At 36.7% G+C, this 16,507-nt stretch carries 17 protein-coding genes and 1 pseudogene; 14 read left to right on the top strand and 4 right to left on the bottom strand.

Features of this window, described 5'->3' with window-relative positions; translation table 11 throughout:
- Positions 1-233: 233 nt before the first annotated feature.
- Both B2C77_RS22225 and B2C77_RS21810 read left to right on the top strand, forming a co-directional pair.
- Positions 234-383: pseudogene (locus B2C77_RS22225) on the top strand (amino acid permease); the annotation flags it as partial.
- 80 nt (positions 384-463) lie between these two features.
- Positions 464-625 (top strand): hypothetical protein, encoded by a 162-nt coding sequence (locus tag B2C77_RS21810; protein WP_170861792.1) that lies wholly within the window; start codon positions 464-466, stop codon positions 623-625.
- 66 nt (positions 626-691) lie between these two features.
- On the opposite strand, the gene B2C77_RS19290 is transcribed toward B2C77_RS21810, so the two are convergent.
- A protein-coding gene (locus tag B2C77_RS19290; RefSeq protein WP_141130719.1) for an IS3 family transposase occupies positions 692-2,262 on the bottom strand; the annotation gives its coding sequence in 2 pieces (ribosomal slippage) (positions 692-1,599 and positions 1,599-2,262; 1,572 coding nt in all).
- Positions 2,263-2,428: 166 nt separating this feature from the next.
- Between B2C77_RS19290 and B2C77_RS22580 the strand changes: the two genes are divergently transcribed.
- From B2C77_RS22580 to B2C77_RS19275, 4 genes are all read left to right on the top strand, one after another.
- Complete coding sequence (locus B2C77_RS22580; RefSeq protein ID WP_335726973.1) at positions 2,429-2,719, top strand: histidine phosphatase family protein; 291 nt, start codon at positions 2,429-2,431, stop codon at positions 2,717-2,719.
- Positions 2,707-2,994: a histidine phosphatase family protein gene (locus B2C77_RS22575; RefSeq protein WP_335726972.1), complete on the top strand. Its 288-nt coding sequence runs from the start codon at positions 2,707-2,709 to the stop codon at positions 2,992-2,994. The genes B2C77_RS22580 and B2C77_RS22575 overlap by 13 nt, the downstream gene beginning before the upstream one ends.
- 313 nt (positions 2,995-3,307) lie before the next feature.
- On the top strand, positions 3,308-4,150 hold the full coding sequence (locus B2C77_RS19280; protein ID WP_077706522.1) for a PP2C family serine/threonine-protein phosphatase: 843 nt from the start codon (positions 3,308-3,310) through the stop codon (positions 4,148-4,150).
- A 171-nt stretch (positions 4,151-4,321) separates the two neighbouring features.
- Positions 4,322-5,077, top strand: a complete 756-nt coding sequence (locus tag B2C77_RS19275; RefSeq protein ID WP_077706985.1) for a class I SAM-dependent methyltransferase — start codon at positions 4,322-4,324, stop codon at positions 5,075-5,077.
- Positions 5,078-5,222: 145 nt separating this feature from the next.
- Here the strand turns inward: B2C77_RS19275 and B2C77_RS19270 are convergent, their stop codons facing one another.
- Positions 5,223-5,723: a methylated-DNA--[protein]-cysteine S-methyltransferase gene (locus B2C77_RS19270; RefSeq protein WP_077706521.1), complete on the bottom strand. Its 501-nt coding sequence runs from the start codon at positions 5,721-5,723 to the stop codon at positions 5,223-5,225.
- 80 nt (positions 5,724-5,803) lie between these two features.
- Positions 5,804-6,370, bottom strand: coding sequence for a bifunctional transcriptional activator/DNA repair enzyme AdaA (locus B2C77_RS19265; protein ID WP_077706520.1), 567 nt, complete (start codon positions 6,368-6,370; stop codon positions 5,804-5,806).
- 139 nt (positions 6,371-6,509) lie between these two features.
- Between B2C77_RS19265 and B2C77_RS19260 the strand changes: the two genes are divergently transcribed.
- From B2C77_RS19260 to bioD, 8 genes are all read left to right on the top strand, one after another.
- On the top strand, positions 6,510-7,418 hold the full coding sequence (locus tag B2C77_RS19260; protein WP_077706519.1) for a DNA-3-methyladenine glycosylase family protein: 909 nt from the start codon (positions 6,510-6,512) through the stop codon (positions 7,416-7,418).
- A 546-nt stretch (positions 7,419-7,964) separates the two neighbouring features.
- Positions 7,965-8,624 (top strand): pre-peptidase C-terminal domain-containing protein, encoded by a 660-nt coding sequence (locus B2C77_RS19255; protein WP_077706518.1) that lies wholly within the window; start codon positions 7,965-7,967, stop codon positions 8,622-8,624.
- Positions 8,625-8,635: 11 nt separating this feature from the next.
- Positions 8,636-9,319, top strand: a complete 684-nt coding sequence (locus B2C77_RS19250; RefSeq protein WP_141130772.1) for a carboxypeptidase-like regulatory domain-containing protein — start codon at positions 8,636-8,638, stop codon at positions 9,317-9,319.
- 13 nt (positions 9,320-9,332) lie between these two features.
- Positions 9,333-10,202, top strand: coding sequence for a hypothetical protein (locus tag B2C77_RS19245; RefSeq protein ID WP_141130771.1), 870 nt, complete (start codon positions 9,333-9,335; stop codon positions 10,200-10,202).
- A 282-nt stretch (positions 10,203-10,484) separates the two neighbouring features.
- Positions 10,485-11,270 carry a 6-carboxyhexanoate--CoA ligase gene (gene bioW, locus B2C77_RS19240; RefSeq protein WP_141130770.1) on the top strand — a complete coding sequence of 262 codons (786 nt, stop codon included), beginning with the start codon at positions 10,485-10,487 and terminating at the stop codon, positions 11,268-11,270.
- Between the two features lie 3 nt (positions 11,271-11,273).
- A complete protein-coding gene (gene bioA, locus B2C77_RS19235; protein ID WP_077706516.1) occupies positions 11,274-12,620 on the top strand; it encodes an adenosylmethionine--8-amino-7-oxononanoate transaminase in 1,347 nt (448 codons plus the stop codon).
- Positions 12,610-13,782, top strand: coding sequence for an 8-amino-7-oxononanoate synthase (gene bioF / locus B2C77_RS19230; RefSeq protein WP_438272980.1), 1,173 nt, complete (start codon positions 12,610-12,612; stop codon positions 13,780-13,782). The genes bioA and bioF overlap by 11 nt, the downstream gene beginning before the upstream one ends.
- Positions 13,779-14,486, top strand: coding sequence for a dethiobiotin synthase (gene bioD / locus B2C77_RS19225; protein ID WP_077706515.1), 708 nt, complete (start codon positions 13,779-13,781; stop codon positions 14,484-14,486). Before bioF ends, bioD begins: the two co-directional genes overlap by 4 nt.
- A gap of 320 nt (positions 14,487-14,806) precedes the next feature.
- On the opposite strand, the gene B2C77_RS19215 is transcribed toward bioD, so the two are convergent.
- On the bottom strand, positions 14,807-16,294 hold the full coding sequence (locus B2C77_RS19215; protein WP_077706513.1) for a CapA family protein: 1,488 nt from the start codon (positions 16,292-16,294) through the stop codon (positions 14,807-14,809).
- Positions 16,295-16,507 lie beyond the last annotated feature (213 nt).

Here is a 16,507-nt window from a genome sequence, read left to right as displayed (position 1 = left end):
TACAGCCAATCCCCCTTGCAGGGAATCATGCTATTGCATCAGATCGTCAGCGCTGACACGCTGGCGGTCATTTTATTATTGTATGTTGTTACCCTTATTATACCATAAATAATCAAAATTCAAACCATTAGCTTGCTGCCTTGTTTAGGATTTTTAAATGGCAAGTATTTATTGATAGTTATGACAACGGTTACAGCGCCTGCATAAATTTATCTTGGTTAATGGGGAGTTTCATCAGTTTGCCTTTAGCTTATACTTTCGCATGTTTGGTACGTGAATATTCAGAGGCAGGTGATGCAGCAAAATTTGTGAGGCGCCCTTTTGGATATCATTTTGGCAACATAATAGGCTGGTTCTATTTTGTTACGGCTGCTGTAGGTCAAAACCGTAGATAGAAAACAAATATACAAGAGATTTATTTCCAGCTTATCAATTATTTTCTACGTATTATCCTGAGAAAGAGATGCAGACGAAACAAGCTCTTACCTACGCTATTCATCCAGTAGAAAATCCTTATGAAATAGTTGATTTTTTAGAAGATATGGGTTCATGGATGATAAGAGAAGCTGAGAAGTGGTTGGAGATCCATAATCCACAAAAGCAACGACACTTAGCTATAGAGTGATAAGAATTATTGCTAATAGAATCGCTGATCTGCGCCCTGTCAAGTAGACAGTTAAAAAATAAAAAATTATGCCACAGCCTGGCGCCGGTATTCTAATGGTGCTAGGCTGTTTAATCTCTTTTGGTATCGTTCCTCATTATAAAATGTAATATACTTATCAATATCTTTTTCTAGCTCCTCAAAGTTCTTGTAATTCTTTAAGTCATAGATTTCACATTTAAAATGACCAAAGAAGCTTTCAATTGGTGCGTTATCAATACAATTACCTACACGTGACATACTGCGTTTCATCCCAGCTTCTGCCGTAAGATAACGATATTCCTTTGATGTGTATTGTGAACCACGATCGCTGTGAATTAAAGGGGCTGCATCGGGATTTGCCTTTATAGCTTCTTTTAGCGTGTTCATAACCAAAGGATTGTCATTATAGCGCCCAACCTGATAGGCGACAATCGAACCGTCATAAAGATCTTTAATAGCACTTAAATAAGCCTTGTTACCAAAGCCATACGTCAGATGCGTAATATCCGTTACCCACTTCTCATTCGGATTCTCCGCAGTAAATTCACGATTCAAAATGTTTTCTTCAATATTGATATAGCTTGTCTTTGTGGAATAGCCATTCGAGCGACGAATATGCGATTTTAAGCCCATTTGAATCATTAAGCGTCTAATTCTTTTCTCGTCATATTGTTTCTTATATTTGCGATTGATCACCATAGTTATTCGACGATAGCCGAAGTTACCGTTATACTTTCTGAATTCCTCTTTCACTTTTTTCATGAGCCACTCATTTTCCCTTTGTCCTTCTGTAGGTTCATGTTTCAACCATTTATAGTATCCAGATCGGGATACATCTAAAATTTCACAGAGTAATAGAATGGGTATTGTTGTCTCCTTGTGATAGTCATGAATCGCTTGAAATTTAGCTAGATGTTTACCTAGTCGCGCTGTCCCATCCCCCTTTCGATTTCCTTCAACTTTTTTAATAAGCCATTCTCCGCCTCTAAATACTGATTACGGTGTTCCAATTCTTTAATACGAAGTTGTAATTTCTCCTCTTCGGTAAAGCTAGCCTTTGTTTCTAGTGTTTTTCCACGACGATCCTGAAGACCCTGTTTCCCATCTTTTTCATATTTACGCAGCCAGCTATATACTTGTTGATAAGAAACGTTATACTTTTTAGCCGCCTCATGATAATTGTGCTCGTTCGCAATCGTATATTGCACAATTTCAATGCGTTCTTGAAGTGTGGTTTTACGCCCTTTTGTCATGGTTTCTCTTCCTTTACTAGTAGATTTTATCTCTTTCCCACTAGTATACTGGTTTATCCATTGACGTAAAACCGAATTAGATGAAATATTAAACTTCTCACAAGTCATTCTCAGACTGCCTTCTCCATTTAGATAAAATTCAACAGCTTCCCTTTTCAGTTCGCCGGAATACTTCTTCCATGTCCTCGCTTCCTTTAAACCATCCACCCCATCTGCTTCGTATTTACGCACCCATGAGTTAATCGTAGTACGGTCAACAGCGTATTCTTTAGCAATCGTACTGACAGACGCCATCCCCTCAATCACACGTAATACCGCCTCGATTCTTTCATCTAACGTATGTTTACTTCTTCTTTTAGACATAGAAAATGCCCCCAATATCGTAGTAAAGAGTTTTTATTATTTCTCTGTCTACCATATTGGGAGCATATCATCGCTGATGTGGGCTTATTTTGTTTCCGATTTATTTAATATTTTGCATCATAAGATATATCTGAAAATAAATGTTATGATGAGGTGGAAAATAAAAATGAATAGAGGCGATAAAATGGATAAAACAATTTACGTTATTAGGCATTGTGAAGCGGAAGGGCAAGCAGCTGACGCACCACTTACAGAAAGAGGGTGGTTGCAAGCGAAAGAATTAGCTGGCTTTGTATCAGAACGAAAGGTTGATCGAATTATTTCGAGTCCATTTTTACGAGCGATTCAATCGATAAAGCCATTTGCAGACATTAAGAATTTAGAAATTGAACAAGAAGAACGTTTAACGGAACGTGTACTGAGTTCTACCTTTTTTCAGATTGGATGGATAAACTGAAAGCGACCTACCATAAACTTGATTTAAAGTATGAAGGCGGAGAAACGAGTAATGAAGCAATGAACCGCATTATATCAGTAGTCGAGGATATTGTGGAAAGTCATGCTACACATACAGTTATTGTTGCGCATGGCGGGATTATCTCTTTATTACTGCATTATTATGATCAAAGTTTTGGATTTGAGCAATGGAAAGAATTAAGTAATCCTGATGTGTATGAATTAAACATTTCAGATCAGGCTACTCGTTATACACGTTTATGGGATAATAGATAAGGGTGGATAGTATTATATTTTACCTGGTGGCGGGCAAAAATATGGAGAGAACCTTCATCTAGCATTAAAAAGAGAATGTACGGAAGAAGTCAACGCAGATATAGAAATTGGTAATCTCATATTTGTTCGGAAATACATGGGGAAAAATCATGAGCACTATGCATTTGATTTACATGTTATTTTAGCACTACTTTTAAAAGAAGTGCGTTCAATGAACAAAAAGGTTTAATAAATTGTTCTGTTGGAAAAAACGATAGACGACAAAAAATGTATAAAAAGTGATTGTAAATATTGTTCACAGGGAGATTTTAGAATGAAAATAGAAACAGTGACTTGTAAAGGTGTCAGTGAATGTAATGAAGATGCCGTCATCATCAATGATAATATTTCAGTCTATGGGGTAGCGGATGGCGCTTCCTCTATCATACCTTTTTTTACTCAGGAGAACGAAACAGGCGGTTATATTGCCTCTAACCTAGTGAAGAATTATTATGAATCACTTCAACATTGCGATAGCTTTCTGGATGATTTTGCAAAGATAAACATGCAACTACAGACTAAAATGAAAGAATATTCGATTGACACATCAAAAAAAGAACAATTATGGGGGACAGCACTAGCTTTAGTAAAGATTTCTCCAAATAGGATAGACTTTATTCAAACAGGCGACTGTATGATTTTTGCCGTTTATGATAGTGGATTTGTAAGAGTGCTAACACGAGCGCAAACAGAGTTTTTAGAAGGAGTTGCCATAAATAAGTGGAAAGAGCTTATTGATAAAGGAATACATAAACAAAAAGATTTGAGGGAGGGTGTAGAAGACGTATTAATCTCCATTAGACAAAGAAGCAATACTTTTGCTGGCTATGGTGTGTTAAATGGCGAAAATGATGCAGTCGATTTTATTGAATTTGGGAAAATAAACAGAAACGGATTAAAGCATCTTGTGATGGTTACCGATGGGTTTTTTCTTCCAAAAGAATGCGTATCTGAACAGGATTGTTATTGGGAGGTAATGATTAGCAAGATCCTTTCTAAAGGATTACAAGCATATGCAAATGATTTAATCGAGCTTGAGGCTAATGACCCGGAATGTGTAAGATATCCAAGATTTAAAATGTCAGATGATAAAACCGGGGTATGGATTACTTTTTAACACTATAGGAAAGCATAAAAGTCTATAGGTTTATAGTATAAGAAAAACTACGCCATTCGCCATAAGACTTGGCGACAAACCAAGTTTTTCTAAAGTCAAGCTAGTTGACTACACGATAATGTGCAAAGGATGTACCAGTTTAGGTGAAATGAATGAGGGGGGGGAAGTGTGTTGAAAAAGAACATTGGTGCCGAAGAAGCAATTAATAGATGGGATAGCTTTGCCAAATCTTATGCGGAAAATCATTCTGAACAAGGTGATTTACATAAAGAAGTGTTTTTAAACCCGACTTTATTCTCTTTATTGGGACCAGTTAATAACAAAAAGATTTTAGATGCTGGGTGTGGGGAAGGCTATTTTAGCAGACTGTTAGCAAAATCAAAAGCAAAAGTAACAGCTGTAGACTATTCCACAAAAATGCTAGAGTTGGCGAAACATAGAACACCGGTTGAATTACCGATTGAATATCACCACGGAAATTGCGAGGATTTGCATTTTTTAACAAATGCTAGTTTTGATATTATTGTTTTAAACATGGTGATGCAAGACCTTGCAAATATTGAAAAAGCGTTTCACGAGATGTATTGCTTATTAGTTGATGGAGGCACCTTTATTTTCTCTATTTTACATCCATGCTTTGTCACGCCAGCAAGTGTATGGGATAAGGATCACCGTGGGAACAAATTACACTGGGATGTCGATCAATATTTTTACGAAGGGGTATATAAGCAAAGATTGGGTGTTGATGAGAAAGTGTTGCTATTCCATCGGACTTTGACGACGTATATGAATACTTTACTTGGAATTGGTTTTGAATTAGAAAAAATAATAGAACCAAAACCATCTCAAGAAATGTTAAAAAAATATCCTTCTTTTGAAGAGAATTTTCGCTGTGCTGATTTTATTGTCTTTAAGTTGAAAAAGTAGGGCACTATAAAAGGGAGTTTGCTTTCAGAAAAGAAGAATTTAAATCTTCCTAAGGAAAAACGGAAGCTTAATGATAAGCCAAGTTATGCAATTACATACCCAAGTTCTTTTTAGAAAAAAATAACATGATGCAGTTATTATGTTTCTACACCTTTTTCTCAAATAATAACAGCCGCTCTTTCATATCTAAACCTCCGCGAAATCCTGTAAGGGCACCATCTTTTCCAATAACTCGATGGCAAGGAACGATGATGAAAATCGGATTTGCTCCAATCGCTGTTCCAACAGCACGTACTGCCTTTGGTTTTTCGATAGATTTGGCAATATCAGAGTACGTGACTGTTTGTCCAAACGGAATCTGTTGTAATGCTTGCCAAACTTGTTGCTGAAAAGGGGTGCCATAAAGGTCGAGTTTAAGTTCGAAGTTCCTCCTGTTCCCGTTTAAATATTCTTGTAGTTCAGCTATATAGGGAATTAATGGCTGATCGTTTTCCTCCATCCTCTCATTAGGTAATTGCTTCTGTAAAAACACCTCCATTTCATTTTTTGCTAAATGACGCGGGCCTAGGTAACACAATCCTTTTTCCGTTGCAGCTGCATAAAATTCCCATGTGTCATGTTTACAAGTTGTCCAATAAACGGTCATTACAACTCTCCTCCAATATAGATGTGGTTAAAATTTTTCGTGAAGCTCGTTATTTTTCCGTTGGGAAGCAAGTCAAAATTTTAGTTTAATCCATTTGTTTTAAACGCTGATCGAAATTGTTTGGGTGTTTTCCCGGTGTATTGTTTAAATAGCGTAATGAAGTAAGGCGTGTTAGGTAAACCAACTTTCATACCTATTTCAGCAATGGATTTATCTGTTTGTATTAACTGTTTTTTTGCATGAGAAATGCGTATTTGCTGTATATAATCATTTGGTGATATTTTCATCATTTTCTTAAATGTTCGTTGCAAATAATAAGGGCTTCCATGACAATGTTTCGCTAATCGAGCTAATGTCAATGGCTCAGCGTAATGCGTATCAATAAACTGTTTTATTTGCAAAACCCATTCCTCATCAGGCATATGTTCGTCACATGGCTTGCAACGTTTACAGGGACGGTAACCTTCTGTCAACGCTTGCTGGGAATTTTGAAAGATACGAATAAATTCTTTTTTAGGATTTGGTGATTTACAAGAGGGGCGACAAAATATACCCGTTGAGCGAACACCGTATAGAAAGACAGCATCAAAAGCAGCGTCGTTTGTTATAATAGCGTGCCATTGCTCTTCTGATAGTGAACTTGTCATGTGTTTCACCTCGTTTCCTTATGCTTTTTATTATAACGGTTTTAAGCAAATAGATGAATGGATGAGAAACATCGTGGCAAGATAGTGAAACTTTTAGAGTGAAAGGTATGATACAACTAAAGTAAAGGGAGTGATTGCAATGTTAGTAGAAAAAGAATGGAGTATTGCGGTTCCTGAAGTGTTTCAATTTCAAGAAAATCTACATTATTTAGCTAATGCAAACCATGAATGCATGTATCAAGTGGTGAAAAATGAAATTATAAAAGCAATAAAGATAGATGATGTGGTTTTTTTAATGGTGTTGCGTGAAGCAACGAGTGGAGGATTGCTGGTTAAAGTTGTGAAAAGCTCTTGCGCTTTTTCTGAAGCATATCGCGATAAAATTACGACCTTTGTAAGTGAATGGTTCGATGTAAATACAAATCTAGCTGGTTTTTACAAAATCGCCTTGAAGGATCCTTATTTAAAGAGCCTTGTCCAAACTCATTATGGACTGCGGCTAATAGGAATTCCGAATTTCTTTGAAGCAATAAGTTGGGCAATTATCGGGCAACAAATTAACCTTTCCTTTGCTTATAAGTTAAAAAGAAGGATAGTAGAACGATATGGGACATCTGTTCAATGGAATGAGAGATTGTTTTGGTTGTTTCCAACCCCGGAAGTGATTGCAAATATATCTGTGTCCGAATTAACTTCATTACAGCTATCTAAACGAAAAAGTGAATACATTATTGATATGGCACGTGCTATCGTTTGTAACGAAATATCTAAGGAGAAATTACTTGCTACAAATAGTTTAGAGGAAGCAGAAAAAATGCTGACAGCATATAGAGGGATTGGTTCTTGGACAGCCCATTATGTATTAATGCGATGTTTGCGTGTTCCTAATGCTTTTCCAATTGCTGACGTAGGATTGCAAAATGCAATCAAACAGGTGGTAGGATTAAAACAAAAGCCAACTAAAGAATATGTACGCGAAATAGGGACTAATTGGGCAAATTGGCAAGCCTACGCTACATTTTATTTATGGAGATCGATTTATCAATAATGGGTAGGGGGAATACGTTATGAGAGGCAATTGCTACAACAAATATAACTGTTACGATCAAGTTGAAGGGCAGAAATTGAATATTACGTTGAAATAGTAGATACTGAATAGGTCAGCGTTATTGCTTACCAAATGGAGTTTTAACAATGCTATCGTCCATAAGTTGAAAAGCAGCCATCATCCTTATATAGAAAATCAATTGGAATTTAAGGAATCATGCAACATTTTATTACCGATGTTTACGGTAAAAGGGAAGGTGTGAATGTAATAAGACGAAAAGGGCAATAGAGTATTTACTTTCGCAAAAGGTTCTTCAGGTCGCACTCATGGGCTACGAAACAATGAGTGCGCTGTCGAAGGAATCAACCACTTGCTGGGAGGTGATCCTTGCGACATGCACGCGGTAAAGTTGTAGAATTTTTTCCATCTAGTTGGGTGCCTTTTTTCTGGGGTGAGAAAGTAAACTATATTTCAAAAAAAAGATTATTGCGAAAATAACTAAATAAATTTCAAAAAAGTTCGATATAATTTAAAGGGGAAGAGAGGATGAAGAAATTTATAGTTTCATTACTTATAGCATTTCTCGTTCCAGTTTTTGGTTTCTTTAACTATGTCAATGCCAGTGAAACATTAGACTTTTCAAAAGTTCAACTTCAGAACTCATTAGAGAAGAATACAATTATAAATTTTGAGTCACCGGAGGAAATGATTAAAATACAAGGTAACACAAGATCGGTGTTAGAGAAAAGTGTAGGAGTTAAAAAGAATGAAGTTAAGCCTACTAAAGTATCTGATCAAGCTACCAATGATTCTCCTAATAATGCAGCTGCTATTGATATTGAGGGTGTATATAAAGATTATATAACAGAAGAAGGCCAGCAAAAGTGGTATCGCTTTGAAAATAGTATGGCAGGGAAGTTGACGGTTGTAATGCAGACAGTTCAATCTACATCTATTGATTATGATTTACACCTCTTTAAATTAAATGAAGAGACAATGACTTTAGAAGAAGTAGTTACTTCGAGCTATGGGGGTGGAAAAAATGAGCAATTGAGTAAATTAACTGAGGGAGGTATTTATTACATTGCGGTTAATTCTGTTTCTGGTGCAGATCCAAATTCACCGTTTGCCTTATTGTACAACACTCCCCATCTCATGATCAGAACGAACCAGATGACAATATTTATCAAGCATCAGCTAATTTAAATAATGTCTATTTGAGACAAACAATAGATAATGGTTATGACATGGATTGGATAATTTTTCAAGTTGATGAAGAAAAAACGTTTACTGTTAATTTAAATAATCCTTCCTCAGCTAATTATCAACTTGATATATTTGATCCCGAACTAAATGCCCTCGCAGGTCTTGGCGATAATACAAATTATTCAATAGTGTTTCCAGCAGGTACATATTTGTTAAGAGTTCAATCTACATCACTTGAATATGATGCTGATCAAAAATACACACTAGATATAAGAGAAAAGGCTAAAGAGGGAACGTCAGTTGTGATATCAAATATCAGTACAGATGATAATGTAGAGGGATATATTGATTATGGATACGGGTATAAATATCGTATTAAAAATTTCATCAATGTTAAAGGTCAATTATTTGATGAAAATGGTATTACTGTACCAAATGCCAATGTTGAAGCTCGTATAGTGGCTGTGCGAAACGATAAAGTCTATATGGAATCTAGTACTACAGATCGTAATGGTAATTTTATAATCGAAATTCCGTCTATTCAAGAGGCTGCAGGAAAGTATGCATACACTGCTCCTGCAAGTCATCACTATTTCGATATTATACCTATAGTTTTTCTATCTAATGGTAATATATTAGATTCAAATGAAAATTCTCTCTACCATTTTGCTTATTCCATGTATCGCCCGCATTAAAAGGAGGTATTGTATGCTGAAAAATCATGTTTCTTTTCATAAAAGCTTATTTCAGAGTAATTTATTCAAAAATACTGTCCCTCGTGAGACTACTATTAAGAATGCATCAAGTATTAAATTGGAAAAACAATTACTTTCAGATGTAGTAGATACGATAAGAATACCTAATCAAAAATTAACCATTAATAAGATAAAAACAGAGCAAAGCAAAAGTACAGAATTCGATAAATACTTTTCTTCGTTTTTTGAAAATCTAGAAGGGATATCTAAGGTTGAAAAGGATTATTTAACCAATTTAGTAAAAGAGGCATTGCGACAAAATGATGATTATTTTTCTAAGGGATGGACGAGTGATATAGAAAGTATGTACCATCTTCAAACTAAGGAAAAGTTAAATCTTATAGCTAAGAATATACCACATTCCTCTGTGAAAAATGAGTTTCTTGCAGTTGTGCAAGACTATACAAGTGCTAAGCTCGAGCAGACGGTTAATAAATCATTGGAAACATATGAGATTATATATAACCAGCATAAGGAAAAGAAAGGTCCGTATAGAAATATTGCTGATCGAATGTTGGATGCTATAAACAACATCCAGGAGGGAAAACACTTTGTTCAAAACGAGCAAAATCTGTATAGTCATTTATTTTTAAAATCAAACGTTATCTCCTTTCAGCATAAATATGAAGAGGTGATGAAGGGATATAAGCAAATACAAAAGAATCAATTTGGGGAATCGTGGAATGAGTTTTCCGAAATGAAGGTAGATGATACCATCCGTATGTTAAAAGAAAATTGGAATAATTTTGTAAACCAATTTGAAGCGTTCAGCGCCTATAGGCTTTCTTCCAACACACATTATAATGTTGATATGAAGATATAGAAATAATAAACGAGAGGTTTTAAAAAAGACTTTTCTTCTTTTTATATTATAGCAAAGTATCCTGTTTCGGGACTATCGTATAAGCAAAAGTGACTGCTTTCGCCATCAATAATTGGTGAAAGTTTTTGTTTTAATCTACAGTTTTCGAATAGAAAAACGATCGATTTTCATAAAGATTTGTCAAAATCCAAGTTTCTCTTAACCTATTGACAGTTGGAAAAGGGGAGCATACAATTTAATTGTAAACCTAAAATTAAATTGGTTAACAAATAGGGAGGTGAAATAGTAGTGGATAAATTATATAACTTACGAATGAGGGCAGCTCAAGGCGGTAGTCACGAACAAGGGGGGACACATATTTCTGGCGGAGAGCGGATTGCTCGTTTTTCTAATATTCAACAAGTTGCCATGTATTTATTAGAAAAGGGACTAACGCATTGCAAGGGAAGACCAGATTTTATGCAAATTCAATTAGAAAGTATTCCTGAGTCAGTAACATATGTGCAACCTTTAGAAAGATGGACGAATGTAGAAAGATTTGTGAGAGAAAGAGACACCTTTTTAAAAGAAGGAAAAACAGTTGCTTTTCAACTGTTAGAAATAATAGGGCTCCCTAAAAAAGTGATAGACCGCGCCGTTAAAACTGTTTCGCAATATTCGTCTATGCGAGGAGCTGTTTTAATAGATGCCCATTCAGGTAAACGCTTGGATGATCGAGAAGAAAAAGGAGTTCGGGTGTCTAGATTAGATTGGCGGGGCAATGATTTTGAAAAATGGGTACGTTATCATCATGTTTCCGCTAATTCTAGAATAAGAGAAGCGCTTGCGCTAGCTGCGAAAGTAAATAATCATCCTGCTACTATTGCAGAACTATGCTGGTCAGATGATCCCGATTATACGACAGGTTACGTTGCTAGTAGAAAAATGGGTTATCAGCGTATTGAAAATATAAAAGCGTACGGAGATGAAAGGGGTTGTAGAATTTTCTTTGTGGACGGGCAGAAGGACATACGCTCATACATAAATTATTTGGAAAATCAACCAGTATTGATTACATGGGAGGGATAAGCATTGCAACAAGAACTAATAGAAAAAAGTAAAAAGCATTTATGGCTACCATTTACACAAATGAAGGATTATGATCTTGACCCTTTAATTATTGAGGAAGGGAAAGGAGTAAAGGTGAAAGACATCTATGGCAAGGAATATTACGACGGTTTTTCTTCCGTTTGGTTAAATGTACATGGTCATCGCAAGCAGAAATTAGATGAGGCAATTAAACAACAACTTGAGAAAATTGCTCATTCTACCCTTTTAGGAATGACCAATGTGCCTGCAACAGAATTAGCAGAAGAGCTGGTTAAAGTCAGCCCTGAAAATCTAACGAGAGTTTTTTATTCAGACAGTGGCGCTACGGCGATGGAAATCGCGCTTAAAATGGCTTTTCAATATTGGATGAATATCGGCAGGCCAGAAAAGCAGAAGTTTATTGCCATGCAAAATGGTTACCATGGCGATACTATTGGCGCTGTGAGCGTTGGTTCGATCGAACTTTTTCATCATATTTATGGGCCGTTAATGTTTGAAAGCTATAAAGCGCCAACCCCCTATGTGTATCGTTCTTCAAGTGGTGACCCTATACAATGCCGTGATACATGTTTGTATGCATTAGAGCAGTTACTTATGGAAAAACATGCAGAAATTGCGGCGCTTTCGATCGAGTCTATGGTTCAAGGAGCATCTGGGATGATTGTAATGCCAGATGGATTTTTAACAGGCGTACGAGAGCTTTGCGATCAATATAATATCCTCATGATTGTAGATGAAGTCGCGACAGGTTTTGGACGGACAGGGAAAATGTTTGCTTGTGAACACGAACAAGTTCAACCAGATTTTATGGCGGTTGGAAAAGGTATAACAGGAGGTTATTTACCAATTGCTGCAACGCTAACGACAGAGGATATTTATCAAGCTTTTTATGACGATTATAATCAAATGAAGACTTTTTTCCATGGGCATTCGTATACAGGAAACCAGCTTGGATGTGCAGTTGCCCTCGAAAATATAACATTATTTAAGGAAGAGCAAATCGTTGAAAGTGTAGCCACTAAAGCAAAAGAGATGGGGGAAATTCTTCAGCAACTGTATGCACTTCCAACGGTAGGCGATGTGAGGCAGCTTGGCTTTATGTGCGGGATAGAACTCGTGGCTAATCAGGAGACAAGGGAGCCATTTCCTCCTGAAAAAAGAGTCGGTTACCTCGTATCTTTAAAAATGAGGGATCTGGGTATGTTGACAAGACCAATTGGAAATACCATCGTTTTTATGCCACCGCTCGCTACTACCGTAGAAGAAATAGAAGCAATGGTTGGCATTATGAAAGCTGCGATTCATGAGGTGAGCCATGTTGTCGTTTGACGACAAGTTGCATAACAGAGTGAAAGAAATGCAAGAAAATGCGTTGTATCGAACGCTTCGAACGATGGAAGCAGCATCGCAATCGGCAAGGATAGTAGATGGAGAAAAGAAAATAATTTTCTCATCTAATGATTATTTAGGTCTGGCAAATGATAAGCGGTTAATTCATGCAACGATGGAGGCATTGCAACAGTTTGGTGTTGGGAGTAGTGGTTCAAGACTAACGACGGGTAATACGTATTGGCATGAGAAGTTGGAAAAAAAGATAGCAACATTTAAACAAACAGAGGCTGCACGATTATTTTCTAGCGGTTATTTAGCGAATATAGGTGTTTTATCTGCCTTAGCTGAAGCAGAGGACGTTATCTTAAGTGATCAATATAATCATGCTAGTATCATAGATGGTTGTCGTTTATCCAAAGCCAAAACGTGTATTTACCGCCATGTGGACATGGAAGATTTGGAAAGAAAATTAGCTGCTACCACAAAATACAAACAGCGATTTATTGTAACGGACGGCGTTTTTAGCATGGATGGTTCGATTTCACCCCTTGATCGCATGATGGAGCTTGCAGATCATTATCACGCATATGTTATTGTCGATGACGCCCATGCAACTGGGGTGCTAGGGCAAAGCGGAAGAGGGACAAGTGCGTATTTTGGTATCATGCCAGATGTAGTAATTGGCACATGTAGTAAAGCAATTGGGACGGAAGGTGGATTTGTTGCTGGCTCTAGTATATTGGTGGATTTCTTAAAAAACCATGCTAGGACGTTTATTTTTCAAACTGCACTTTCTCCTGCCATTTGTGCAGCTACATATACAGCAATAGAGCTGATAGAGCAGGATGCAAATAGGCGTGAGCATCTTCACTACAATATTAGAAAGCTGAAGGAAGGATTAAATGATATGGGATACGCTGTGAAAGGAGATCATACAGCAATTATTCCTGTCATTATAGGTGAGCAACAATTAGCGCTTGAATTCGCGAAAGAGTTAGAGGAAAAAGGAATCTATGCGCCGGCAATTCGTCCGCCAACAGTGCCTAATGGAGAAAGCCGTATTCGACTTACTGTAACCGCAAGTCATTCTATGCAAGAGATAGATGATGTATTACATGCGTTTTATATAATTGGAAAAAAGTGGGGAGCCCTTAGATGAAAGGGATATTTATAACCGGAACTGATACCGATGTTGGCAAAACAGTTATAGCTAGCGGAATTGCAGCAACTTTAAAGGAAAAGAAACTGGATGTTGGGGTATTTAAGCCGTTATTAAGTGGGATTTCACGTAATCATGCAAATAGTGATACGAGTTTGTTAAAACATATGTCGCAAACATCTTTAACTCATGCGGAAATTACGCCATATGAATTTAGTCAACCTCTCGCACCATCTGTGGCAGCACAACTGGAAGATAAAGAAATTTGTATGCAAGCTGTGTTAGACCATTGGAAAAAAATAAAAGATAGACACGATTTTTTTATCGTGGAAGGGGCAGGAGGTATTTCCGTACCTTTAGGAAAGGACTTTTTAGTTAGTGATTTAGCAATTGCTTTAAAGCTTCCCATTCTTATTGTGGCTAGACCAAATCTTGGAACGGTAAATCATACTTATTTAACGGTTTACTATGCAAAACAGGTAGGGATACCAATTGTAGGAATTGTGATAAATGGGAAGAGTAATCAGCCTAATATAGATGAGATAACCAATCCAAAGCTTATGGAAGATATGTGTGGGGTTCCTGTTCTAGGAGTGACTCCTAAGTTGAAAAAACTTACAGAACGTGATGTGCAACATATGGTTGATACATCTTTAGATATCGAAGTATTGCTACGCCGTTTAATGGAAATTAGTCCTGTGTAATCTATGCTCCATAGAAAAAGGTGCGATATAAGAGTCCAATAAAATATACTTGTTTGGCTTATTTACACACAATAGGAAAACCTGAAATTTAAGTCTTAAAACGAAGGATGCCACCACAAAAGTTTGGTGATCATCCTTCGTTGGAAAAATTGCTGCCTCAAAATATGTTGCTTTCTTGCTAGCTATATCAGCTTCCTCAGAAAGCAAAGATCGCTTTCTTTGTCTTCGTGGTTCTCGAAGGAGTCTTATAATTTGACTTTGCTTGAACTAGCGTAACCCCAATCATATGTCCTAAACGCTTTATCGCTGTATGTTGCTATTTACATGTCCAGAAATGGATCAAAATAATCATATTCCGTAACACCATTTGGAATAATGCTGCTAATTCTAACCAACTCGTCAACAATGTCCTTTGCATCTTTTCCAAATACCGGAAGTGGTTGGTAATTATTTTCTGTTTCGCTATCATTGGAATTTTCTAACGTTGGAACAATGCGTAGTCCTTTTGTGATAACAGCATTATTTTCTTTGGCAAACGTAAGCCGGAAAATCGCTGTCTGTCTAGATTTTAATGTTGGATCAGCACCAAAAGCATAATCTCCCATGCTGTAAATGATATATTTTCCATTGTATTTTTCAACGCTTTGTAAACGATGGGGGTGGTGACCAATAATAATATCTGCTCCTGCATCAATGATGGCATGTCCAAATTTTGTTTGATAGGCAGCAGGTATTTCCATATATTCAATTCCCCAATGCATGTTCACAATGACTAAATTATCTTCTTTTTTATATGTTTGCACGTCTTGAATAATATGTTGTAAGTATGAGTCCGTGGACTTTCTATATCGATAATCGTAGCCTAGAAATACTGTTTCCATACCGTTGATGTTTTTAGTAAGTGGCATATCTTCATTAAACACAGCAACATCATGCTTCTTAAAAGCTTCCAACGTATCTTCATATCCAGCTTCAAAATAATCCATTGTATGGTTGTTTGCTAGATTCGCTGCTTCAACGCCGCTAGCTGGCAAAAAAGCTGCATAGGTAGGATGACTTTTTATACGCCACTTTTTATCTTGTGCCTCCGCTTCTGTCGTAAAAGCACTTTCTGCATTGATCACGGTATAATCATCGGAGTGAAACCAAGGCAGGCTGTTTTTAAAAACGTATTGGTTGTCGCCATTATTCTTTTCAAAAACCGTATCAAATTGTAAATGGTCAGGAGCTTCAGGATAAGTACCGAAAGAAGTATCTCCTACCATGCTCAGCGTTATTTGCCCTTCTTTCTGTTGTCCTTGTTCATAATTGGCAGCTGCAGCATAAAACCAATGGTATGGATTAATTTCTTCCATGTCTAAGGACGGATGGGCTTCTTTTAGTTTTTCTAATGCAGTTAAGTATGCCGGATATACTTTTCCTAATGCTTTTTCCTCTGTTTTTGGTTCTTGATAGGAAGCAATCGCTTTCAAGCAGATTGTTAGTTGTTGCCAATAATCTTCTAACACTTCATCATTCACTTTGGTTTGCTCGGATTGTTTAATAAACTGGCTTAGTTCATCTATTGCTTCCGGTGAACCGCCTGATGATGCTACTTGCTTTAAAACGTCCTCTGCTTGCTTGGTTAGTTCTTTCACGGAGTCTTTTGTTAGCATGGGCGGATTCTGTTCTGCTTCTTTTTTTGCCTCTGATGGCGAACTATCTCCTCCTGTAATGGAGAAAATGATAGTGCCTATACCAAGCAATATGACGGCAAGGAGCACCCATGCTCTCTTCTTTAATTTTCTTCGCCTTCTTTTTCTATTCATCTTTTACCTCCTATTAACTAGAATATTTAGTATGTTTTTTATATAAAACTAGATTACTAGTTTTAAACGTAGATGATTGAATTTTATCAAAAAAAATATTACCTATGTAAAGGAGGTCGTTATTCCTAGTGCTATTTTACCTTATTCTTCGTCATGATGCACGATCACATCTTATCGTAAAGTAAAATAGAAAAACAGAATGTAGCATGATAG

Source organism: Virgibacillus dokdonensis, from assembly GCF_900166595.1.
GTDB classification, from domain to species: Bacteria; Bacillota; Bacilli; order Bacillales; family Amphibacillaceae; genus Virgibacillus; species Virgibacillus dokdonensis.
The sequence above is the reverse complement of the archived record's forward strand: the minus strand, read 5'-3'. Positions and strand labels throughout refer to the sequence as shown.